Source organism: Corallococcus carmarthensis (assembly GCF_003611695.1).
GTDB classification, from domain to species: Bacteria; Myxococcota; Myxococcia; order Myxococcales; family Myxococcaceae; genus Corallococcus; species Corallococcus carmarthensis.
This window is the reverse complement of sequence record NZ_RAWE01000174.1, coordinates 1-22,140: the sequence shown is the minus strand read 5'-3', so window position 1 is coordinate 22,140 and position 22,140 is coordinate 1. Positions and strand designations below refer to the sequence as shown.

General features: G+C 70.5%; 19 protein-coding genes. 11 read left to right on the top strand and 8 right to left on the bottom strand.

Features of this window, described 5'->3' with window-relative positions:
• The 3 genes from D7X32_RS32560 to D7X32_RS32550 form a co-directional block, all read left to right on the top strand.
• A partial coding sequence (locus D7X32_RS32560; RefSeq protein ID WP_120606467.1) for an MtsA protein occupies positions 1–2,189 on the top strand: 2,189 nt, incomplete at its 5' end.
• A gap of 21 nt (positions 2,190–2,210) precedes the next feature.
• Complete coding sequence (locus tag D7X32_RS32555) at positions 2,211–2,657, top strand: hypothetical protein (RefSeq protein ID WP_147450353.1); 447 nt, start codon at positions 2,211–2,213, stop codon at positions 2,655–2,657.
• 8 nt (positions 2,658–2,665) lie between these two features.
• Positions 2,666–3,241 (top strand): hypothetical protein, encoded by a 576-nt coding sequence (locus D7X32_RS32550; protein ID WP_120606464.1) that lies wholly within the window; start codon positions 2,666–2,668, stop codon positions 3,239–3,241.
• On the opposite strand, the gene D7X32_RS32545 is transcribed toward D7X32_RS32550, so the two are convergent.
• The 3 genes from D7X32_RS32545 to D7X32_RS32535 all read right to left on the bottom strand — a co-directional run bounded on the left by D7X32_RS32545 (position 3,238) and on the right by D7X32_RS32535 (position 5,133).
• Positions 3,238–4,197: an HTTM domain-containing protein gene (locus D7X32_RS32545; RefSeq protein ID WP_120606463.1), complete on the bottom strand. Its 960-nt coding sequence runs from the start codon at positions 4,195–4,197 to the stop codon at positions 3,238–3,240. The two genes, D7X32_RS32550 and D7X32_RS32545, sit on opposite strands and share 4 nt — an antisense overlap.
• Complete coding sequence (locus D7X32_RS32540; RefSeq protein WP_147450352.1) at positions 4,194–4,724, bottom strand: hypothetical protein; 531 nt, start codon at positions 4,722–4,724, stop codon at positions 4,194–4,196. Before D7X32_RS32540 ends, D7X32_RS32545 begins: the two co-directional genes overlap by 4 nt.
• A gap of 103 nt (positions 4,725–4,827) precedes the next feature.
• Positions 4,828–5,133, bottom strand: coding sequence for a hypothetical protein (locus tag D7X32_RS32535; RefSeq protein WP_147450351.1), 306 nt, complete (start codon positions 5,131–5,133; stop codon positions 4,828–4,830).
• A gap of 247 nt (positions 5,134–5,380) precedes the next feature.
• Here D7X32_RS32535 and D7X32_RS32530 point away from each other — a divergent pair, with 247 nt between their 5' ends.
• From D7X32_RS32530 to D7X32_RS32510, 5 genes are all read left to right on the top strand, one after another.
• Positions 5,381–7,018 (top strand): calcium-binding protein, encoded by a 1,638-nt coding sequence (locus tag D7X32_RS32530; protein ID WP_120606460.1) that lies wholly within the window; start codon positions 5,381–5,383, stop codon positions 7,016–7,018.
• A 171-nt stretch (positions 7,019–7,189) separates the two neighbouring features.
• Entirely contained in the window at positions 7,190–8,512 is a 1,323-nt protein-coding gene (gene mtsC / locus D7X32_RS32525) for a cell-cell cohesion MYXO-CTERM protein MtsC (RefSeq protein WP_120606459.1), read from the top strand.
• Between the two features lie 35 nt (positions 8,513–8,547).
• A complete protein-coding gene (mtsD, locus tag D7X32_RS32520; RefSeq protein ID WP_120606458.1) occupies positions 8,548–10,530 on the top strand; it encodes a cell-cell cohesion protein MtsD in 1,983 nt (660 codons plus the stop codon).
• The gene (locus D7X32_RS32515; RefSeq protein WP_120606457.1) at positions 10,527–12,317 is read left to right on the top strand and encodes a vWA domain-containing protein; all 1,791 of its coding nucleotides are present in this window, start codon (positions 10,527–10,529) and stop codon (positions 12,315–12,317) included. Before mtsD ends, D7X32_RS32515 begins: the two co-directional genes overlap by 4 nt.
• Before the next feature lie 22 nt (positions 12,318–12,339).
• Positions 12,340–14,643: a hypothetical protein gene (locus D7X32_RS32510; RefSeq protein WP_120606456.1), complete on the top strand. Its 2,304-nt coding sequence runs from the start codon at positions 12,340–12,342 to the stop codon at positions 14,641–14,643.
• A 50-nt stretch (positions 14,644–14,693) separates the two neighbouring features.
• Here the strand turns inward: D7X32_RS32510 and D7X32_RS32505 are convergent, their stop codons facing one another.
• Positions 14,694–15,128: a hypothetical protein gene (locus tag D7X32_RS32505; protein WP_208752607.1), complete on the bottom strand. Its 435-nt coding sequence runs from the start codon at positions 15,126–15,128 to the stop codon at positions 14,694–14,696.
• A gap of 31 nt (positions 15,129–15,159) precedes the next feature.
• On the opposite strand from D7X32_RS32505, the gene D7X32_RS32500 reads away from it, so the two are divergent.
• A complete protein-coding gene (locus D7X32_RS32500) occupies positions 15,160–15,657 on the top strand; it encodes a hypothetical protein (protein WP_244239306.1) in 498 nt (165 codons plus the stop codon).
• A gap of 18 nt (positions 15,658–15,675) precedes the next feature.
• Here the strand turns inward: D7X32_RS32500 and D7X32_RS32495 are convergent, their stop codons facing one another.
• Positions 15,676–17,328, bottom strand: coding sequence for a GMC family oxidoreductase (locus D7X32_RS32495; protein WP_120606453.1), 1,653 nt, complete (start codon positions 17,326–17,328; stop codon positions 15,676–15,678).
• Positions 17,325–17,978: a gluconate 2-dehydrogenase subunit 3 family protein gene (locus tag D7X32_RS32490; RefSeq protein ID WP_120606452.1), complete on the bottom strand. Its 654-nt coding sequence runs from the start codon at positions 17,976–17,978 to the stop codon at positions 17,325–17,327. The genes D7X32_RS32495 and D7X32_RS32490 overlap by 4 nt, the downstream gene beginning before the upstream one ends.
• 177 nt (positions 17,979–18,155) lie before the next feature.
• Here D7X32_RS32490 and D7X32_RS32485 point away from each other — a divergent pair, with 177 nt between their 5' ends.
• Together D7X32_RS32485 and D7X32_RS32480 are read left to right on the top strand one after the other, a co-directional pair.
• Positions 18,156–19,472, top strand: a complete 1,317-nt coding sequence (locus D7X32_RS32485; RefSeq protein WP_120606451.1) for a hypothetical protein — start codon at positions 18,156–18,158, stop codon at positions 19,470–19,472.
• A complete protein-coding gene (locus D7X32_RS32480) occupies positions 19,469–20,020 on the top strand; it encodes a hypothetical protein (RefSeq protein WP_120606450.1) in 552 nt (183 codons plus the stop codon). The genes D7X32_RS32485 and D7X32_RS32480 overlap by 4 nt, the downstream gene beginning before the upstream one ends.
• Before the next feature lie 52 nt (positions 20,021–20,072).
• Here the strand turns inward: D7X32_RS32480 and D7X32_RS32475 are convergent, their stop codons facing one another.
• Both D7X32_RS32475 and D7X32_RS32470 read right to left on the bottom strand, forming a co-directional pair.
• Positions 20,073–20,720, bottom strand: a complete 648-nt coding sequence (locus D7X32_RS32475; protein ID WP_120606449.1) for a DUF3332 domain-containing protein — start codon at positions 20,718–20,720, stop codon at positions 20,073–20,075.
• Positions 20,721–20,780: 60 nt separating this feature from the next.
• The coding region (locus D7X32_RS32470) for a sigma 54-interacting transcriptional regulator (protein WP_244239305.1) at positions 20,781–22,140 on the bottom strand (1,360 nt) is incomplete at its 5' end.

The following is a 22,140-nucleotide window of genomic DNA, read 5'->3' as shown; positions in this document are numbered from 1 at the left end:
CCTCGGGACCGCGTCCCATCCTCCGGGCCGTGGGCCCGAAGCTGACCAGCAACCAGACCTCGCAGCCGCTCTCCCTCTACGGCGAGAACCTGGTGCCGGGCCTGCGGCTGGTGCTCGGCGCGCCCCTGTCGCGGGAGGTACCGCTCACGGTGGCGGACGCGAGCCATGCCTACGCGAGGCTTCCCGCGGACCTCACGCTCCCCGTGGGCACGTTCCAGGCGGACGTGCAGTTGTCGCTCGCCGCGAGCGACGGGCCCCGGCCCACGGGCACCGCGCGGCTCACGGTGGTCAATGACGCGGCCTTCCCGGACCTGATGGCGATGGCGCTGTCCCCGGACGGGCGCACGCTCTTCGTCGCGTCGCCGCCCACGGACACGGTGTTCGCGCTGGACGTGGCGTCCGGGCGTGTGGAGGCGATGGCGGTGGGGGACGGGCCGTCGGCGCTCGCGACGTGGAAGGACGCCAGCGGGCATCCCTGGCTGGGCGTGGCCCACCAGTGGGGAGGGGGGCTGTGGCTGTACGCGCTGGACGCGCCGGAGCGGAAGGCCCGGGTCGTCCCCTCGCCCGCGGGCGTGTGGGGCCTGGCGGTGGATGCCGGGAAGGGCGTGGCCTTCGTCGCCGAGCATGTCCGCGACGCGGTGCACGCGCTCGCGCTGGAGGACGGCCGCGAGCAGTGGAGCGCGGCCGTGGATCCGAACCCGCGCGAGCTGGTGCTGTGGAAGCAGTGGCTCATGGTGGGCAGCCTCCAGACGGGGCAGGTGGTGCTGCTCGACAAGAACGACGGCCGGGAGCTGGCGCCGGTGGTGCCGAAGCCCGGCGTCCCCATCATCGGAGGGCCCACGGAGGTCTTCTCCGCGCAGGTGATGGGCGGCAAGGCGCCGCGAGCCCTGGTCGCGAGCGACCGCTTGAAGCGCCTCTTCATGTCGAGCCTGGGGCCGAACGTGGGCCCCAACGCCCAGCGCATGGAGGTGAGCGCGAACAGCGGTGTCGCGGTGCTGGACCTGAACCGGCAGGAGGTGGTGCGGCACCGCGGCTTCGGCGCGGGCGTGACGGAGGGGCTGGCGCTGGATGACCGCGCCGGGCTGCTCTACGCGGCGGACGTGGGCCTGGGGCAGGTGCGGGTGCTGGACGCGAAGGCGCTGGTGAAGAGCGACGCGGCGGCGCGCGAAGCGGTGCTCCAGACGCTGCCGGTGCCCGCGCCGGAGGGCACGCCGTGGATCCGCCCGGCGGAGGATTTGGGAACGAAGGGCAGGGCGGGGCTGGAGCTGCACTCCGGGCCCCGCTCGCTGTCGCTGTCTCCGGACGGGCGCACGCTCTACGTGCTCAACCGCTTCACGGGCACGGTGGCGGTGGTGGACGTGAGCGAGGCGCGGGCGGGCGGGGCGCGCGTGGTGCGGCAGTGGCCGGTGGTGGACGTGCGCTCGAGCGACCAACGCCGGCTGGGCCAGGTGCTCTACTTCTCCGACGTGGGACGCACGGGGATGAGCTGCGACGCGTGCCACATCGAGGGACACACCGGCGGCGTCTTCTTCGAGAAGACGCGTCCCATGCGCATCTACCGCTCGACGACGGCCCTGGGCAGCCGGGACACGCCGCCCTACTTCACGCCCGCGAGCACGCACAGCATCGCGGAGACGGCGGAGACGGTGGGCGGGCGCAACCGCTACCACAACCCGGATCCGCTGCCGTCGGAGGTGGAGGCCCTGGCGCTCTACACGTCGCTCCTGCCGACGCCGCCCAACCCCTACCGGGGCGCGGATGGCGCGCCCCAGGAGACGGTGACGTTGCCGGACGGCAGGACCGGCCATCCCGCGAAGGGCCTGGCGCTGTTCGAAGGCAAGGCCCGGTGCCTGGCCTGCCACCCCGCGCCCCTCTTCACGCTGGACCAGGACCCCTCGACGCGAGGCCAGTACCAGGACGTCGGCACGCCCATCGCGCTGCCGCTGCGGCTGGAGCAGCAGCACCTGGTGACGGGCGCGGCGCCGCCCTCGCTGGTGGGGACCTGGGACGTGTGGCCCCTGCTGACGAGCGCCACGGCGGGCTACGCGGTGCAGGGAGACCGGCTCGTGGTGGGGACGCGCTTCCCGCTGCGCATGCTGCTGGAGACCTCGGGACCGGAGCACGGCGGCGCCCGGGAACTCACCGCCGGGGAGCGCGACGACCTGCTCGCCTACCTGCTCACGCTGTGAGTAGAATTGGCGGATGCCCCGATGCCATCCTCGGCGCTCTTCATCAGCGCCGCCACCCTGCACTGGGCGTGTGCCGCGGCTCAAGCTCCTGGCACGCCGATGCACGCCGCATGTCGTGAGCTCCCGACCATCGAGGAGTGCCGTGCCGCTGCGAGGAGCATCACGGACGAATGCCTGCGGGAGTGCGTCAGCCTCCAGTGCGGTGGCACGAAGATCAACTGCGGCGCGGATGTGAAGAAGGAGTGCGCACTCCGGAAGGGCACCGGCGTCTCCGCGCTGGGATACGTGTGGAGGCCGGCGGATGCGGGCTGCCAGAATCCTGTCAGCGAAGTGAACTGGTGCGAGGAGCCCTCCTCGCGCGAGTGCCGCGCCCAGGCGATGGTGCATGAACTGGCCCATGCCTGTGGCTGGAAACACCGGCAGGGCTTGGGTGTCCCCGCCGATGATGGAGATCTCCGGTGCGAATGACACGCTCGATGCTCCTGACCCTCGGCCTCATGGGGCTGAGTGCATGTCAGGGTGGCCCCTTCTCCAGCGCGCGGCCCGGTGCCGACGCTCAAGCCGCCGCGTGCCCCACGCATGAAGCGGCAGTCGCGCGAGTGGAGTTCCAGCATGCGGGCTTCGACGGACAGACGGTGTCAGGACGCCTCTTGATGGGCGCCGCGAGCGGGAGCCTGTGTCTGGACCGGCGCCTCATCGAGAGCCACACGCTGGCGGTGGAGCGGGTCCTGGACTGTGCCAGCGGGCAGCCCCTGCCGTTCCTCATCGTCGACGTCCGGACGCCACCGCGACGGGAAGAGGACATCCTCCTCCTGGCGCCTGGCCAGTGGTACGGGCGGGATGTGTCCGTCCCGCTCTTTCCCCAGCCCGCGACCGGGCAGCCCGGACCGGGATGTGTCGACGTGGAGCTGTCCGTCCACGCACTGGATGCCGCCAACATCGCGAAGCCGAGGCTTCGCGTGACGCGCGCCCCGGCCCCAATCCCCGAGTCAGGGGCTCCTCCTTCCGGCGGAACCTCCCGGGAGCCGCCACCCACGAAGCCCGCGCCCTAACGCGCGGAGCTGGAGTGGAACGGGAGCAGCACCGCGGCCCGGACCCGCGTGACCATCGCCTCGGCGACCAGGGGCCAGCCGAACGCCGCGAACGTGAGCACCGTCATCATCCCGCTGAACAGCCACAGCCCCATCATCACCGCGATGCCCAGGTGCATGCCCACCGTCAGCGCCACCCAGAGCCCCCGCGTGCGCCGGGGCCAGACGCAGAACGCGTAGCCCACCTCCACCGCCAGCGTGCCCCACGTGGACAGCTTCACCATCCACGGCACCACCGCGAGCCACGCGAAGTCGAACTGGCCGTACTGGGGCTGCATCAGCACCTCCCAGAGCGCCGTCCCGTCCCGCCATACGGGCCCCAGCAGCTTCTCCAGCCCCGTGGACAGGTAGATGAGACACAGGTGCAACTGCAACATGCGCAGCGACAGCGTCGCCAGGGGGGACGGCGCCTCGGAGAGCCGTCCCGCCCGCACGTCCAGGGAGAACGCCGCGCCCACCGGCATCACCACGCAATAGAACAGGCTGATGTGCGCGAAGGTCTCCACGCCGTAGGAGAAGAAGCTGATGCTGTTGAGCAGCACCGTGTGGATGACCCACGCCACCACCGCCGACAGCCGCGTGTGCAGGCCCAGGAGCAGGCCCACGAGCGCCACCACGTAGACGAACGCCAGGCCCTGGATGCCGGCCGCCTGGGAGATGCCCAGCGGCGCCAGCGCGGCCACCACCGCGTCCACCCGGGGCACCGACGGGGACGCCAGCGCCTCGGAGACGCTCCAGGGCACCCAGCCCCGGTTGCCCAACAGCTCCGGCAGGCTCTCCGACAGGCTCCACGCCTGGATGAGCAGCAGCGCCGCCACGCCGATGCGGAACACGCCCAGCGGCTGCGGGGAGGACGGCGCGCTGACGAACGCCGCCAGCTTCGGACCCACGGAGGACTTCCAGGACTGTGCACTCATGGCGTCACCTCACCGGTGGACACGGACGCGGGCAGCCGGCGCTCGAACACCGCCCGGTAGGCCTCCGACCAGAGGGGCCGCGACCCCTGCAGGTGCGCCTCCATGGTCGGCAGCTGGAGCGACTCCACGCGCACCGTCACGGCGCGGGCGTCCGGGTGCCGGCCGAACATCGCCGCCGCCCACGCGCGGGCCAGCGCGTCCCGGCTCTCCTGGAGCCCGAAGCGCAACATCATGGAATGGATGCGCACGTTCACCGCGCTGTTGTCGGACCGGAAGTCGTCGTGCAGCTGTTCGCCGGACGCACCTTCCAGGTCGAAGGAGACACGCACCGCCGGGCTCACCCCGGGGGCGAAGAAGCTGAAACCACTGCTCGCGCCCGTCCAGTGCACGTAGCCCTGGGCCCAGGGCCTCACGGTGTCCGTCAGCTGCAGGAAGGGCACGTGCAACGCGCCACAGGCCACCAGCAGCAGGTGCACCGCGGCAAGGCCGGTCAACAACCCGTGCCCGGGAGTCAGGGTGTGTCGCATGGGGGCTCGCTCCAGGACCGACGCCGGAGGTGGGACCTCCGGCGTCGGGTACGTCTTGAATGAATCGCTACATCGCTTCAGGGGGTCGTGACGGTGTCCTGCTTCAGTTGCAGTTGCCGCTCGCGCCGCCGCCGAACACGTTGCCGATGATGCCCAGGATGGTGCCCGTCGTGTTGCCCAGCAGGTTGCCGGCGACGTTGCCCAGGATGTTGCTCACGAAGCCGCAGCCGCTGGAGCCGCCCGAACCGCCGGCCAGGGGACCCGTCTTCGACACCAGCACGACCTCCTCCATCGCCACCGCCATGCGCGGGTCGTGGCTCTTCGCCTCGCCACCGTGCGCCATCGCACCCGTCGCGCCCAGCGCCAGCACGAACATCGCCACGGTCCCGCCCAGCTTCGTCGTCTTCATTTGGTCTTGCTCCTTGGGATTGGACAGCATGGGCAATGTCTTTCCCCTCCCAGGAATCGGAACCATCCCGGTAAGACCAGGAATCTGTTGGGGGTTGGTTCCAGGCAGGATGTGGACATTCCAGCCTGGCTGGCGGCGACCTGTTCCCCGGGGACGCGAAAAGTCGGGCCGGTGACGTGGCTTCGCGCGGATCCGCCCCTCGGGTCGCTTGCGTCGGATGGGGGGGCTGAGGTCTACAATCCAACGGATGCGTTCCTCCCCCCGGGTCGCCTGGCTCCTGATTCCAACGTTGTGGCTGTCGTGCACCGACGCGGGGCTCTATTCCATTGACGACCGCGCGGGCGGCTCGCGCGACCGCGCCAACTTCGAGGGCGACCTCTGCGTCCCCGAGGCCACCGGCGACGCGTTCCCCGTGAAGGTCGTCTTCGCGCTGCAGGGCGGCACCGGCGTGGAGACGGAGATGGTGGGCTACGCGGTGGACGGCCTCACCACGCTCACCTCTCGCTTCACCGGCCCACAGATGCGCTTCGGGCTGGTGGCGTTCCACTCGGTGGCCACCGGCCTGCAAGGCAGCTTCACGGACGCGGCGGGCTTCCAGTCCATCCTGCCCCGCTACGCCAGCTACCAGCAGCAGGGGCCCATCAGCATCCGCTCCGCGCTGCGGCTGTCCAAGAGCCTGATGTCCGGCGACATGCAGGCCGCCTGCAAGGGCGAGGTCGCGCGCACGCGCTATGTCGTCGCGCCCGTCATCCGCAGCTCCGACGTGAGCTGCGACAACCCGGCCTTCAACATCGGCATCGACAGCCGCTGCACCGCGCTGTCCCAGGCCGCCGGCTGCGGCGCGTCCCCCGACGCCCAGGCCCAGTGCAACGCCTCGTGCAGCCAGTGCGAACTGACCGCCGTGGTGGGAGAGCTCAAGGGCCTGGTGGAGCAGCTGGGCGCGGGCGACGTCAGCGTGCAGCCCATCTACGTCCGTGGCGACGTGCCGGACGCCGTCACCCGCCTGCAGGTGGCCGCCATCGCCAACGCGGGCGGCAGCGCGCCCGTGGAGACCGACTTCGCGGGCCTGCCCAACGCGCTCTCGCGGCTGGACTACGGCGCGCTCGACAACGGGCTCAAGCTGAAGCGCTTCCTCGCCTTCAACCGCAACGTCCAGGTGCGCAACGGCCAGATGCTCACCGACAGCGACGGCGACGGCGTGGGCGACGACGACGAGCGCGCCCTGGGCCTGGACCCCGCCGTCCCCGACACCGACCAGGACGGCCTCATGGACGGCGTCGAGCTGCGCATGGGGTTGGATCCGCTCGCCGTGGACGTCATCAACGGCTGCAGCGTGGTGCAGGACACCGACGGCGACCGGCTCAACGACTGCGAGGAGCGCGTGCTCGGCAGCGACCCCTGCGTGGGCGACACCGACGGCGACGGCCTGCCGGACCTGGTGGAGGCCCTGTCGCAGACGAACCCGCTGGTCGCCGAGGACCTGCTCGACAGCGACCGCGACGGCGTCACCAACGTGGCGGAGGTCGAAGCCCACGGGGACCCGCTCAGCGCCGACCTCGACTTCCACCGCGAGCGCGGCTACGGCTACTCCGTCGTCCCGCTGCCGCCCACCGCCACCAGCGACCGCGCCTGCTACCGCACCCGCGTGGAGAACGTCTCCCTGGTCCCCACCCTGGAGCGCCCCCACCCGTTGATCCCCGGCGGGTTCATCCGCGCGGGCACCAACGAGGTCTACCTCTACCTCCAGGTGGGCCGGGACAATGATCCGCGCGGCTCCGGCGTGGGTTCGCTCTTCATCCAGGAGATCCAGTACGACCCCGACACCGGCCGCACCCCGGCCGGCATGGTTCCCCTCGTCTCCGACGACTTCATCGTGGGCCTCTGAGCCCACCCGCTGGCGTGGGGTTCCCCCCACAGTTCGAATGGGGTGTCCCCCCCACACCCATCCTGTAGCAATCCCTTCCGGACCCGCAACCCCTTGAAGTTCCTGACCCTGAAACTCCTACAGACGCGGGATCGGCTCTTGCTAGGGCTGGGGGTTGTGAAAGGAGTCACCATGACTATCGGTCGCATTGCCCCCATGTTGGCGCTCGGAGCCTTCCTGGTGCTGAGCCCCCGTACCGTGCAGGCCCAGGAGCAGAACCCGGACAACCCGGAGTGCCTCGGAGACGAGTGCGGTCGGCCCAAGGAGGAGGGCGGCGGCTGCGGTTGCGGCTGCGGCTGTTCCGTCTGGGTGGCCTACACGGACGACGGCAAGACGCTTTCGTACACGGACGACGCGGACGGCGACGGCAAGGCGGATGACAAGGACAACTGCCCGTTCACGTCCAACCGCGACCAGACGGACGGCGACGGCGACCTCGCCGGCGACTCGTGCGACAACTGCGCGGCCGTCTCCAACGCCACGCAGCTGGACACCGACGGTGACGGCACCGGCGACGCGTGCGACGCGGATGACGACAACGACGGCAAGGCGGACGGCGAGGACAACTGCCCCTCCATCCCCAACGCCAACCAGGCGGACAACGACAAGGACGGCATTGGCGACGTCTGCGACGACGACGACGACAATGACGGGCGCAAGGACGGCGAGGACAACTGCCCGCTCGTCGCGAACGAGAACCAGCAGCTGCCGGCGGACGTGAGCCTGTGCCGCGTGGACGCGGACGGCGACAACGTGTCCGACAACCTGGACAACTGCCCCGGCCTGTCCAACCCGGACCAGAAGGACGCGGACGCGGACGGCATTGGCGACAAGTGCGACGCGGACATCGACAACGACTCCGTCCTCAACGCCGCGGACAACTGCCAGCTGGTGGCCAACCGCGACCAGGCGGATGACGACGGCGACGGCCTGGGCGACGCGTGCGACACGCGCTACTGCGTGGTGCTCAACCGCGACCACCCCAACGACTGCCTCGATCCGAAGGCGCCCTTCAGCGTGGGCACCGGCGGCACCATCAGCGTGGAGAAGACGGGCATGGCGGTGCGCCCGCCCCTGTTCGCCAACCGCAACGGCGCGGCCATCGAGTACACCTGGACGGTGGTGAAGCGTCCCTCCGGCTCCACCGCGGTGGTGGAGAACCCCAAGGGCGCCGTCACCTACAGCCGCCACTGGGAGTACCAGTACGTGGACGGCAGCGTGCCCAACTTCCAGCCGGACAAGGAGGGTGAGTACGAACTGCAGGTGTCCACGCGCCTGGCCTTCGCGGACCGCGTGTTCCCCAATGAGCGCGCCTCCGTGTCCAGCCTCTTCGTGAAGGTGGGCAAGGACGACACGGAAGGCAGCGGCTGCACCTCGCTGCCCGCGGGCGGAAGCGTCGCGGCCCTGGGTGCCGGCGTGCTCGGCCTGCTCCTGCGCCGCCGTCGGAAGGCGTAAGAAGGGTGTCCCCCATGCCAGGAGGTCCGCATCGCATGCGCCGTCAGCTCGTGGTTCCGCTTCTTGCGACCGGCCTCCTGGCCCTGGGTGTGCTGTCTTGTGCCGACACGCTCCTGGAGCCGCGCGCCCAGGAGCAGTCCCAGTTGGATGACCGGCTGACGCTCGCCGGCCGGGTGTGCACGCGTCCGGCGAACCCCACCGGCTTCCCGGTGAAGGTGGTGCTGGTCGTGGACGAGTCCGGCAGCATGTGCGTGTCGGATCCGCCGGGTTCTCAGGAGGGCAGCGGCTTCTGCGAGCGCGCGGAGGTGCAGGCCATCATCCCGCCGGGCGTGACGGAGCCCGCGCGCGTGCGCGCCCTGAAGACCCTGGTGTCGGGCTTCAAGCGCATCAACGACGCGCGCCAGGGCAACATCAGCATCGCCATTGCCCCGTTCGAAACGAACGTGAAGAACACCTGGCCCCCCGCGGGAGGGGATCGCTTCCAGGCCCCGGGCAACATCAACGGCTACATCGAAGGGCTCCAGTCGCAGCTGGGCAAGGGCACGGACTACCAGGGCGCGCTCAGCTACGCGTACAGCCTCATCGCCAGCGACATCGAGGCGGTGTCCCAGTCCACGCCGGAATTGCTGCCGCGCACGCGCTACGTCGTCGTGTTCCTCACGGACGGCACGCCGTACCCGCGCTGCTCCGCCAACGACAACCTGTCTGACTACGCGGGGCCGGACACGCCGGACCTCACCTGGCGCGACTCCATCTCCAGCTTCTGCAACGCCACCAGCACCACCGACGCCATCACCGGCTTCGAGGTGGGCACGGACCGCAACCAGAACTACCAGCTCTTCAGCTACGTGCGCCGGCTGATGGAGCTGAAGACGCAGTACAACGTGGGCGACGTGCGCATGCACACGGTGCTGCTCTTCAACGAAGAGGCCGTGCGCGCCTGCGGCCCCATCTGCCAGGACATCTACGGCACCTACCCGGGCGTCCCGGAGGCGCAGTACCCGGCCGCGGCGAAGAAGATCGCCTCCTACCTGCTCAAGCGCTTCGCGGAGATGGGCAACGGCGTCTACCAGGAGTTCAGCAACACGGCCGAAATCTCCGAGCTGGGCCTGGGCGCGCTGGACTACTCCTCGTTCGCGTCGCCCAACGTGATGAAGACGCTGATGGTGGAGCCCTTGAGCTCCGCGCCGGGGGATGACGGCCGCGTGCTGGACAGCGACGGCGACGGCATCCCGGACACGCTGGACAACAGCTTCACGCTCAAGACGAACCCCTTCACCATCGACAGCGACGGGGACTGCCTGAGCGACGGCTTCGAGTACCGGCGCCAGGACCAGGGCTTCAAGGCGGGCAACGACCTGGACGCGCGCGGCTGCGACCCCAAGTCCCCGCTGACGCCGGGCTGTACCTGCCGGGACACGGACGGCGACGGGCTGTCGCAGTTCGCCGAGGACTACCTCAAGACGCGCCAGGGCATCGTGGACAGCGACGGCGACGGCGCGCCGGACGGGGTGGAGGCGAAGTACGGCCTCAACCCGCTCCAGTCGAGCGTGTCCGGCCTGGACACCGACGGTGACGGCGTGCCGGATGACGAGGAGCTGAAGGCCGGCAGCGACCCCACCCGGCGCGACCGGCTCTTCCACGACAAGTACGGCATCCAGTACGAGGTGAAGAAGGTCCCGGGTGGCACCGACACGGACGGCGTCTGCTACGACTTCACCGTGTCCAACCTCCAGCTGGTGACGCCGCCGGACCGCTCGGGCGTGAAGCAGGGCTACAACCTGTTCAAGGTGTGGTTCGCGGAGGCGCCGGAGAGCGGCGTGGCCACGGACTACGGCGTCTGGCGCACCGCGTGCGCGTGGGCGCAGTACGCGCCGCCCAGCGTGCGCGTGCCGCTGGGGCCGGACCTGGCCATGGACGACGGCGACTTCCGCCGGCCGGATCAACTGGTGGACCCCTGGCGGGCCCAGGGCAATTGCGTCGGCGTGTCGCCGTCGCAGGGAGGCGCATCGCCGTGAGCCGCGCGGGACGTCTTTGGGCCCTCACCCTGGTGGGGCTCGCGGTGGTGGTGGCCTGTACGGATTCGTACCTCTACGACCCGCGCCGGGACACGGACGTGCCCGCGGACCGGGCCGTGGCGCTGGACGGGCGGTTCTGCACGCTGGGCGCGAATGAGGTCATCCGGCCCATCAAGATCATCGTCGCCATGGACGCCAGCCAGTCCATGCGCGTCAGCGACCCGGACGGCACGCGCGCCACGGCGCTCGTGGACCTCATCGAGAACCTCCCGCAGGACCCCGAGGTCTCCATCGCGGTGATGCTCTTCGCGGGCAGCACCACGGCGTTCCTCACGCAGAACCCCGGGCCGCCGCCGGAGGACGGCTTCGTGCAGGTGTCGCTGCTGGACGCCGCCGCGAAGGCCATCCTCACGGAGAAGCTGCTCACGTTCCGCAACACGGACACGTCGCCGAACCGGGACTCGACGGACTTCGTCAAGCCGCTGTCGGACATCTACTCGCTCATCAACACGGACATCGCGCGGGCGCGGCAGCAGCCCAACGGGAACGACGCGCTGGCGCAGGCGCGCTACTCGGTCATCTTCCTGTCGGACGGCAAGCCCACCAACAACCAGGACGACGAGCTCATCCGCGGCGACGCGGTGGTGCGCATCCGCCAGCTGCGCGACCTGGTGGAGGACGTGCGCTTCAACACCGTGCACGTCTTCAACCCCACGCAGCCGGTGCCGTCCGTGTGCGACCTGGTGTCGGAGGACGGCGGCTTCGGCGACGGCGGCTGCCCGCTGCTCATCATCAACCAGAACGCGGACCGCCTGGACAAGATGGCCACGCTGGGCGGCGGCAACTTCCGCGACTTCCGCAACAACGAGCCCATCAACTTCCTCAACTTCCAGTTCGGCCAGGTGCGCCGCGCCTTCATCGTGAAGGAGTTCGTGGCGTCCAACTTCTCCGCGCCCCCGGGCAGCCCGCTGGATGAAGCGGACACCGACGGCGACGGCCTCACGGACGCGCGCGAGTACGAGCTGGGCACGAACCCCAACCTGCGCGACACCGACACCGACGGCTTCAGCGACGGCGTGGAGGTGTACTTCCGCGACCGCGGCGTGCAGTTCGACCCCACGCAGGAAGTGCAGCCGGACGGCGGCGGCCTGGACAAGGGCTGCCCGCCCGCGCTGCGCGGCGTGGACACCGACTGCGACGGCCTGCTGGACTGCGACGAGCAGTTCATCGGCACCAACGCCACGCTCCAGGACAGCGACGGCGACGGCGTGCCGGACGGCATGGAGTGGCGGGGCGGCACCCAGGGCTCCAGCAAGGACCTGGACGAGGACCCGGACACGGACGGCCTCACCAACCGCAGCGAGGCGCGCATGCACATGCGGCCCCTCCAGGTGGACACCGCCAACCTGGCCTCGGACGCGTACCGCTACAGCATGGAGGCGGACGGCACGGTGGATGAGCAGGGCCGCCAGTGCTACCGCTTCCGCGTGGACAACGTGCTGCTCGCGCCCACCATCGCGATGATCGCCGACGGCGGCGTGGACGGGGGCGTGGACGCCGGCACCGTGCAGCGCGGCGCGGGCTACAACGACATCTACCTCTCCGTGTCCATGCTGCCCGCGGATGACCCGACCGCGCGCACGCTGGTGCGCACCTTCCGCGTGGACTCCGTGCGCTACCCGGTGGGCGGCATCAAGTCGCCTCCGGATGGCGTCGTCCGCGTGAACCCCGAGGACTTCGTGGACGGCTGCCCTGGCGTCGCCCCGACCCTCTCGCCCGTCCCCTGATTCGAAGCCCCCCGAGCCCCCCATGCGCCTTCGCACCCGACTGCTCCCGCTCGCGCTCCTGCTCCTGGCCGCCTGTTCCTCCGACGGGGACGACACGCCGGACGCCGGCACGGGCGTGGTGGAGGACCTCTGCAACAACCGCGAGGAGGCCCTGACGAACGCGGACTGCGAGCTGAAGCCGGGCGTACCGGTGGAGCGCTTCCTGGCGCTCACCGGGGACGTGAAGGCCGGTGACGAGGACTGGTACAGCGTCCGCATCCCGGCCTCCGCCAACGCGCGCACGCTGGTGCACGTCACCGGCACCTACCTGGCGTCCAGCACGCCGGTGAACCTGTCCGTCACGGTGCAGGAGAAGGACAAGAGCACCGCGCTGGTGGCGAAGTCCGACCAGCACGGCTCGGGCGCCCCGAAGCCGGTGGACATCGTGCTGCCGTACGGCACGCCGGACACCCAGCTGATCATCGTGGTGCGCGACGCGCCCATCAACCCCGCGCGCCCCGCCTACGACGCGCGCAACCCCTACCGGCTCACGGTGGAGCTGCTGGAGAACCCGGACACCAACGAGCCCAACGACGTCACGCCCACGCCCATCGCGCTGGCGGCGCAGGGCGCCGTGCAGGTGGGCACCGCGAAGGGCTACCTGGCCACGGACGACGACGTGGACCGCTTCAGCTTCCCGCTGACGGCGGGGAAGATCGCCTACGTGCGCATCGCCGCGCCGGACCAGGGCTTCGCGCCCAACTACCGCCTGTCCTACGAGCTGCTGCGCCCCAACAGCACCGACAAGGAGTCGGAGGGCAACGTGCTGCCCAAGGTGCACCCGGGCGTGCTGGCCACCGCGCGCAAGGTGAAGCTGGCGGGCACCTGGGTGCTGGTGGTGAAGGGCTACCGGGGCAACAACGAGCCCGTGCCCGCGGGCGACCTGCGCCAGCCCTACGAGGTGGAGGTGCGCGTGGTGGACGAGGCGGACCCGCGCGACCAGTCCGGAGACAACGACGCCTACGCCCGCGCGTACTCGCGCAGCCTCGTGGGCTCGCCGGGCACGTCCACGACCTTCGAAGGCCGGCTGGGCTACGTGTCCGACCGCGACTGGTTCGCGCTGGGGCTGCCCGCGTACGCGAAGCCCAGCACGCTGCGCTACAAGCTGGTGGAGCTGCCCACCACCACGCGCTTCGACCCGCTGCCCCTGCCGCTGGGCCAGCTGGCGGACCGGCAGGTGCTGGTGTTCACCACCGTCAGCACGGCCGTCACCGCGGAGCAGCGCGCCACCTGCACCAGCGACGCGGCCGTGTGCCCGCGCGACACGCGTGAGCACCCCGACGCGCCGGGGCTGGTGCAGACCTACTGCAACAACGCGGAGGCCGTGCTGTGCCTCCAGTCCCTGCGCGAGGAGAGCGACCCGGCGCGCTTCCCCGGCCTGAGCAACTTCCAGGGCGTGCTGCCGGTGCCCGCGCACGCCGGGGTGTTGACGTACCATTTCGTGGTGCAGGACGACGGCAACAACTGGGCGGATGACCGCGACTACCGGCTGGAGGTGTCCTGGGACGCGCTGGACGCGGAGGAGGACGGGGCCTACAGCGGGGGCGTGGAGCAGGCGCGCGCGAAGACGCTCGGCGACGTGGGCGCGGGCAACCTGCCGGTGGGCAACGCCACCTTCGAGGCGAAGGGCCAGCTGACGTACGGCCACGGCCGGCTGCGCGGCAACGACCGTGCCACGGGCCTGGGCGTGCGCGGCCCCACGGACTACGACGCGGTGGCCTCCGACACGGACACCTTCCAGTACCAGCTCCCCTCCTTGAGCGCGCCGGAGGACGCGGCGTGGCTGGTGCAGTGGGACGTGGACAACCTGCCCGACGGCGGCGTGCCGCACGGGCTGGCGCTGGATTTGACCTTCTGCGACGGCACCAGCACGGACGGCGGCACGGGCCCGTGCACGCCGGTGACGACCACCAGCACGGGTGGCGCGCTGACGCTGGCCTACAACCCGACGGCGATGCGCGCGTGGCACACCACCACGAGCGCGCCGCTCAGCAGCTACCAGGCGCTGTACCAGCTGGAGAAGACGGCCAGCACCACGCGCGTCACGGTGGCGCCCTACGCGTGCTCCTGCCTGGAGCGGCGCTTCATCAAGGGCGGCACGCTCAAGGTGGCGGTGAGCGCCACCGAGCGCACGGACTACACCCCCGTGGGCTACACGCTGCGCACCGGCTACGGCGACTACCCGCGCAGCTTCACGGCGGCGGATGGTGGCTCGCCCACGTCGTGCCCGGCGCCCACGCAGGACGGTGGCACGTGGGTGGGCGGTTGCCAGTTCACCCGGCAGTAGCGCCGGGCGGGCGGCGGGGCTTCACGCCTCCGCCGCCTTCACCGCGGGGACTACGGCGCGACGCCCTTGCCCTTGAGTGCCAGCTCCCGCGTGTCACCGTTGGCGGCGTTGGACTTGAGGGTGAGCGTGCCGGTGAACTCCTTGGCGGCGTTGGGCTTGAAGGCGACCTCGATGAAGGTGCGCTGGTAGGTCTCCAGCTTCAGGGGGCCGTTCTCCGGCCAGTCCTCCGGCTTCTTCATGGTGAAGACGTTGGGACCGGAGATGGAGGCCTCGTTGAGCTCCAGCGTCTGGAGGCCGCGGTTCTCGATGTAGAGCGTGTTGAAGGTCGTCGCTCCCACGTAGGTCCCAGCGGAGAACTCCGTGTCGAAGCTCAGCTCCGTACGGTCGATGAGCAGCTGCGGCGTGTTCGGCAGGTCCTCGGTTTCGTCTCCGCAGCCCGCCAGGGCGATGATGGTGAGAGGCAGCCACAGGTTGCGCAGGCGCATGGACATCCACTCCTCGGTGAGGTTCAGAAGAATGTCTGGTGTTGTAACACGGAGTGCCTCGCGACTGGCGGGCGCGGTGATGGGATTGATGCTGCTCGCGTGCGGCGGCTCGCGGGATGACTTCATCGGCCCGCGCGTGCTGGATGTCTGCAAGGCGTCCTGGCCCGTGTGCAGTGAGTACGCGGGCTGCATCCTGGGGCCGGAGAGCTACTCCGAAGGCCGCTTCCCCGGCCGCGGGCAGGTGCTGGTGCGCGTGCCGGAGGCGTCCACCATCAAGGTGAGCTTCTACCTGGAGGAGGTGACGGCCGCCGGAGAGGAGACGGCCATCACCGTGCACGAGGAGGGCTGCCGTGCGCGGCAGCGCAAGGCGTCCACGGGGCGTGCGGCGCTGGACCAGATGGAGAAGTTCGGCGTGTTCACCCAGCAGGCGGACGTCACCGGCGTGGGTGACCACCTGGTGGAGTTCGACTCCGACATGCAGGCGCGCTACGTGGTGAAGGTGGAAGTGACGCCGCTGCGCATCCAGTAGTGCGCGCGGCGTGACGCCTCAGCCCTTGAGCGTGCGTACCAGGTGGTCCGCGACGCGGAAGCTGTTGGCCGCGATGGTGAGCGTGGAGGGCACGCTGCCGCCCGACGGCATGAAGCTGCCGTCCACGACATAGAGGTTGGGCACTTCATGCGCGCGGCAGTGCTTGTCCAGCACGGAGGCCGCCGCGTCGTCGCCGAAGCGGCAGGTGCCGTGCTGGAGGATGGTGGTTTCGCCCTGCGTGCCCACGCGCTCCACGCGGTCCGGGTCCAGGCGCATCAGCACTTCTTCGCCGCGCTCGACGAGGAAGCGCGTGGCGGCGAAGTCCGCCGGGTGCCGGTCCAGGGTGATGGCGGCCACGGGGATGCCGTACTTGTCCTTCACCCCGGGCTCCACCGTGACGGAGGTGCCGGGCGTGGGGAGGAACTCCGCGTAGACCTCGAACTCGAGGATGCGCGAGTCGCGGTACGCGCGCATGCGGTCCTTCAGCTCCTTGCCGAACACGCCCGACTTGCCGCTGCCCGCCAGGCCCACCGCCGCGTAGATGGGGTTGGGGTGCGCCCACATGAAGCCCAGCGTGCCGCCCTTGCGGAAGCCGTGGCGCGCGTCCGGCATCAGGTAGAAGTCCTGGAGGCTGCGGTTCACGAAGGGCGCCGGGTCCGTGAGCCACGGCCGCGCGGCCTTCTGCTTCGACACGCGGAAGTGCGCCCGCGAGCCGCCGAAGGAGCTGAAGAGCAGGTTCTTGCCCACCAGCCCGCTGCCGTTGGCGAGCCCGTTGGGGAAGCGGCTGGAGGTGGAGTTGAGCAGCAGGCGCGCGCTCTCCACCGCGGTGGCGGAGGCGATGATGACCTTCGCGGGCTGCTCCTGCGTGACGCCGTCCTTGTCCAGGTACACCACGCTCTTCGCGCGGCCCTGCCGGTCCACCTCGATGGAGCGCGCCATGCTGCCCGGGCGCACCTCCACGTTGCCGGTGGCGATGGCGTTGGGGATGAGGCTCGCGAGCGTGCTGCTCTTGGCCCCTGTCTCACAGCCGTAGCTGCCGCACAGCGCGCAGTACGCGCAGGGCGCGCGGCCCTTGTAGGCCTTGCTGATGATGCCGCGCGCGGTGGGCAGCGCGTGCCAGCCCATGGCCGAGCACACCTTGTCGATTTCAGAGGCGACCGGGTGCGTGTCCAGGGGCGGCAGCGGGTAGGGGCCGCTCCGGGGCTCCGCGAAGGGGTGGGGGGTGGCCTGGCCGGACACGCCCAGCTCGGCTTCCGCCTTGTCGTAGAAGGGCGCCAGCTCCTCGTAGGAGATGGGCCAGTCCGCCACGGTGGTGCCGGGCACGGCGCCCAGCGTGGAGCGCAGGCGGAAGTCCACCGGCTTGAGCCGGTAGAAGAAGCCGCTCATGTGCACGGTGCCGCCGCCCACGCAGTTGGCGGTCCAGGCGGCGTTGCTGCGCTCGTAGCGGGCCTTGGGCCCCTGGCGCACCAGGTGCGGCTCCTCCCACGGCAGCGGCATGAAGAAGTTGCGGCGGCTGTTGAGGATCTCGTCGTGGACGAAGTCCTTGGGCTGGTAGTGGCGGCCCTTCTCCAGCACCACGACCTTGAAGCCCGCGCGTCCCAGCTCCAGCGCGAGCGGCGCTCCACCCGCGCCGCTGCCCACGATGCACACATCCACGGAAGGCAGGCTCACGGGTGGTGGCCTCCGCACTCGCGCAGGCACTTGGGCCCGTCGTAGCCCTCGGGGGGCGCCATGGCGAGGGTGCCCACGGTGTCGAAGCCCATCAGCCGCCAGCCCACGCGGCCCTTGTTGCCGCCGTAGGACGGGTCGCCCAGGAAGCCCTCCAGGCTGAGCGTCATCAGGAGCTCGAAGAAGTGGGCCTCGCCGCTGCCGGCCGGGCTGTCCTTGAAGATGGCGAGCAGCTCGTCCTGCTGGGCGGGCGTGGCCTGCGCGAAGCCCTTCTGGAACATGCGCTGCGCGCGGCGCTCCAGCGCGGACAGGCCCTGGAGGAAGTCGCGGTGCATGGCCTCCAGCCCCTGCGTCTCCAGGATGCGGTCGATGTAGAGCGCCACGTCCGCGTCCTGGGCGCCGGGGTCCTCGTCCCGGGGCAGGAGCCGCTCCGTGGCCGCGGCGACGACGGCGTACTCGAAGGCGGAGAAGGTGCGCAGGGCCTGACCGGCGGTGGTGGTGCCGGTGGGCTCCGCGGGCTTGGGCGCTTCCGCCTCCTTCGAACGTTTACACGCAGCGGCGCCCAGCAGCACCACGCCACCGCCGAAGAAGGTGAGCCGCTGGATGAAGGTGCGCCGGGACAGCTTCGGGGGGAGCGAACGCGCGCGAGCCATGGCGCGAGCCTAACCCATGTGCGCGCGCTTCACGGCACCTGTGATGGGGCCGGGGTCGGTTGGCCGCCCACCGCGTGCGTGACACGGGACCGCACCCCAAGGCGTGACGGACAACGCGCGCGGCTGGCATAGGATGGCGCACTCAACTGGGCCGACTGAACCAAGGAGAAGAACCGCATGAAACGGCACGCGTGGTTACTGGGAGCGGCGCTCGCGCTGGGATGTGGCGGCGGCAAGCCGGCCAACCCGGACGCGGGCACGAATCCGCAGAACGATGGCGGAACGGAGACGCCCTTCGTGCGGCTGACGGTGGACACGGAGGCGAGCGAGCAGCTCGCCATCTCCAACATCGCGATGGCGGTGGGCCCGGACGACCGCATCGGCATCGCGTACTACGTGAAGGTGAACGACAAGGACTCCGAGCTTCGCTACCGCGAGGTGAAGGACGGCCAGGTGCAGGCGACGGCGGAGAAGATCGCCACCGTGCAGCGCGTGTACGGCGTGACGCTGGCGTTCAATCCCGCCGGGCAGCCCGCGGTGAGCTACCTGGGCGGTGGCAGTGACGACTCCGTCTTCTGGCTCCAGAGCGACCTGGCGGTGTCCTTCCGCAACGCGAACGGCACCTGGACGGAGCGCGTCGCGGTGAAGCGGGGCGACGAGGCCATCGCGGGCAACCCGGTGAGCGACACGGGCTACCTCGTGGGCATCAATCCCGCGATGGTCTTCAGCGGCAACGATGCCCTGGTCGTCTACCGCGACGTGCACAACGGGCAGTCTCCGCAGCAGGACTGGGCGGGCAGCGACGTGGAGCTGGCCAGCGGCGGACCCACGGCCTGGCAGCACCGGGTGGTGGCCGCCGGTGGTGACGTGAAGGGCGGATATGGCGGGCGCATCCAGATGCTGATGGCGGACGGCCAGCCGGCGCTGGTGTTCGACTCGGCACTGGGCGCAGCGGACGCGCCGGGGCAGAACGTGTTCTTCCAGCGCCGCAACACGGACGGCACCACGTGGACGCCGGCGGTGCAGGTGCAGGCGGTGGGCGGAACGATGCTGGGCGCCTCCCTGGCGTATGACCCGGTGGCGGGCTTCGGCATCGCGGCGGTGGACCGCTTCACCAGCCAGCTCACGCTCATCACCTGCGACGGCAAGGCGGCGACGAAGTGCGCGGCGGCGCGGGACTGGACGACGCCGGACCCCGTGTACCAGACGGGCTCTGGCGGCTGGTATCCGTCGCTGGCGTTCGACCCGGCGACGCACGACCCGTCCATCGCGTTCCACATCTGCTCGCTGGAGTCCGGGCGCAACGAGGGCAGCTGCTCGCCGTCGGATGACGCGCTCGTCATCGCCACGCGCGTGGAGGACCAGTGGCGCGAGGTGACGGTGGACACGGCGGGCGGCTGGTCTCCGAAGCTGGCGTTCCTGTCCACGGGCCAGCGCGTGGTGCTCTACCGCGCGGGTGGCACGCAGGCCCTGACGCTGGCGGTGGAGCGGTGAGCCTCGCGGGACGCGCCGTGATGGCGCTGGGGCTCGCGGGGCTCTTGAGCGGCGCGGGCGCCGTCGCGTGCCGGGGAGACAATGAACTGTCCGGCAGCGTGTCGGAGCTGTTCCCCGTCACCGACGTGTCGAGGGTGGAGATCCGCCGCAACCCGGAGGCGCTCCAGGTGAGCTACTTCCGCAACAACGGCCTGGACGTGGACCTGGTCGCGCGGCTCACGGTGGACACGGAAGGCGTGGACCTGAAGCCGGGCACGAAGGTGCAGCTCGGCGGCACCACGCCGTCCGGCCGCGACCGCGCGTCGGTGGTGCACGTGGCCGCGGGCGAGCCCGCGCGCGCCTTCACCCAGGTGGAGCGGGGCGACCTGGTGCTGGACGAAGGCGGCAACGTGGGCGAGGCCACGCGCGGTGACTTCTCCCTGTCGTTCAAGAAGGGCGACGGCTATGGCGCGGGGCGCAGCATGGAGGGGACGTTCAACTCCCTGGCGCTCGACGCGGGCTTTGGCCCGGACCTGGGCGACGTGGTGGGCGAGGAGCCCGCGCCCTGATTCAACCCCAGGGCTTCCGGTGACTTCAAACCGGAAGCCCTGACGTCCTGTCTCACGGCGTGCAGGTGTCGAGCGCGGCCATGCCCTGGGAGAGCTGTCCCTGGTGCGTGGCGAACCGCGCGAGCGCCGGCGCGCCGCCGTCCAGGAAGAGCTGGCGCGCGGTGTCCACGGCGTCCCGTGCGTGCACGGTCACGGTGGTGCCGGCAGCGTCCGTCACCTTCACGGCGCCGTCCTCCTGGCCCTGCGCGCGGATGAGCAGGGCGCCCGCCTCGTCGCGCGCGACCATTCCGTCCTCCAGCGGCTCGAAGTAGCGCACCGTCGGCTGCTGGCCTTCGCGCTGCAATTCCAGACGCATGACGCCGGACTCCGCGTCGCGGGACAGCTTCAGCGTGTCGGTGGGGCTGAGCTTCACGATGCGCGTGTTGGAGTCTTCCCCTTCCACGCTGCTCACCGGGTTGCTGCCGGTCCAGAACTCGATGCTGTTGACGACGATGGCGTCCACCAGCGTGCCGATTTCATAGACGGGCACCACGACGAAGACGAGGAACACCAGCCACTGGACGAACTTGTTTCCGGAGATGCCCTTGTTGAACTGCCAGATCTTCGTCGTGAGCTTGAACGAGCCGAAACAGCCCGTCGCATGCATCATCAGGACACCCGCGCACAGCACGCCGAGCCAGCGGGACGGACGCATCTTCATGAAGCCCTCCTGGGGGAATGGGGGACCGAGGGGAAGCGGTCGCCACCATGCCACGAAGGCTCAGTCCGCCTCGCTCTGAACGAGCCCGTACTTGTGCAGGAGGGAATAGAGGTGCTTGCGGTCCAGCTCCGCCTCGCGGGCGGCGCGGGCGATGTTGCCGCGGGCACGGCCCAGGAGGCGCGTGAGGTACTCGCGCTCGAAGGCGCGCACCAGCTCGTCCTTGCACACCTTGAACGGCCCGGTGAACCCCACCGGCAGGAAGTCCCCGGCGGGCGTGGGCACGTCGCGGGTGAACTCGCGCAGGAGGTTGTCCCCGGTGAGGCCCGGGATGTCCACCATGTGCCGGGCGCGCTCCAGGGCGTTGCGCAGCTCGCGCACGTTTCCCGGCCAGGTGTGACCCAGGAACTGCTCCTGGATCTTCTCTGGCAGCCGGGGCCAGAGCCCTTCACCCGCGAAGGCCTCCACGAGCAGCGGGATGTCCTCCTTGCGGTCGCGCAAGGGCGGCAGGCTGAAGGTGAAGACAGACAGGCGGAAGTAGAGGTCCTCGCGGAAGCGGCCCGCCTGCGTCTCCGCCCACAGGTCCTTCTTGCTGGCCACGACGATGCGCGCGTCGAAGGAGATGGGCGTCGAGGAGCCCAGGCGGCGGAACTCACGGTCCTCGATGGCGCGCAGGAGCTTGGGTTGCAGGTCCAGGGCGAGGTCGTCGATTTCGTCCAGGAAGAGGGTGCCGCCGTGGGCGCGCTCCAAGCAGCCGATGCGCTGGCCCACCGCGCCGGTGAAGGCGCCCTTCTCGTGGCCGAACAGCTCGGACTCGATGAGGGAGTCGGACACGCTGGCGCAGTCGAAGACGACGAGCGGCCCGGCGGCGCGAGGGCTCAACTTGTGGATGGCCTTGGCGCCCGCGCCCTTGCCGGAGCCCGTTTCACCCACCAGCAGCACGGTGGAGTCCGTGGGGGCGATGCGCTGGAGCAGCGCGAAGATCTGCCGCATGGGCACGCTGCGGCCCACGAGGTCGCCCAGCCGGTCCTCGACGGTGGGCTCCACCTGCACGGGCGCCATCTGCGGGCTGAAGCGCAGGCGCACGTCGCCCACTTCCAGCAGGGCGCCGGGGCGCAGGTAGGCTTCACGCACCTGGGCGCCGTCGAGGAAGGTGCCGTTGGTGGAGCCCAGGTCCTGCACGAGGAAGCGGTCGCCCTGGCGGCGCACCACGAGGTGGTTGCGGCTGACCGTGGGGTGGTCGATGACGACGTCGTTGTCGGTGGACTTGCCGACGCGCAGGTCCTCGGTGGCGAGCGGGTACACGGTGCCCGCGCGTTCAGTGTCCAGCAGCACCAGGTGGAAGCGCTGCGCGGACAGCCGTTCTCCCTGGGCCCGCGCGGCGACGACGGTGTGCGTGGGAATGGGGGCGGGAGGAACGGGG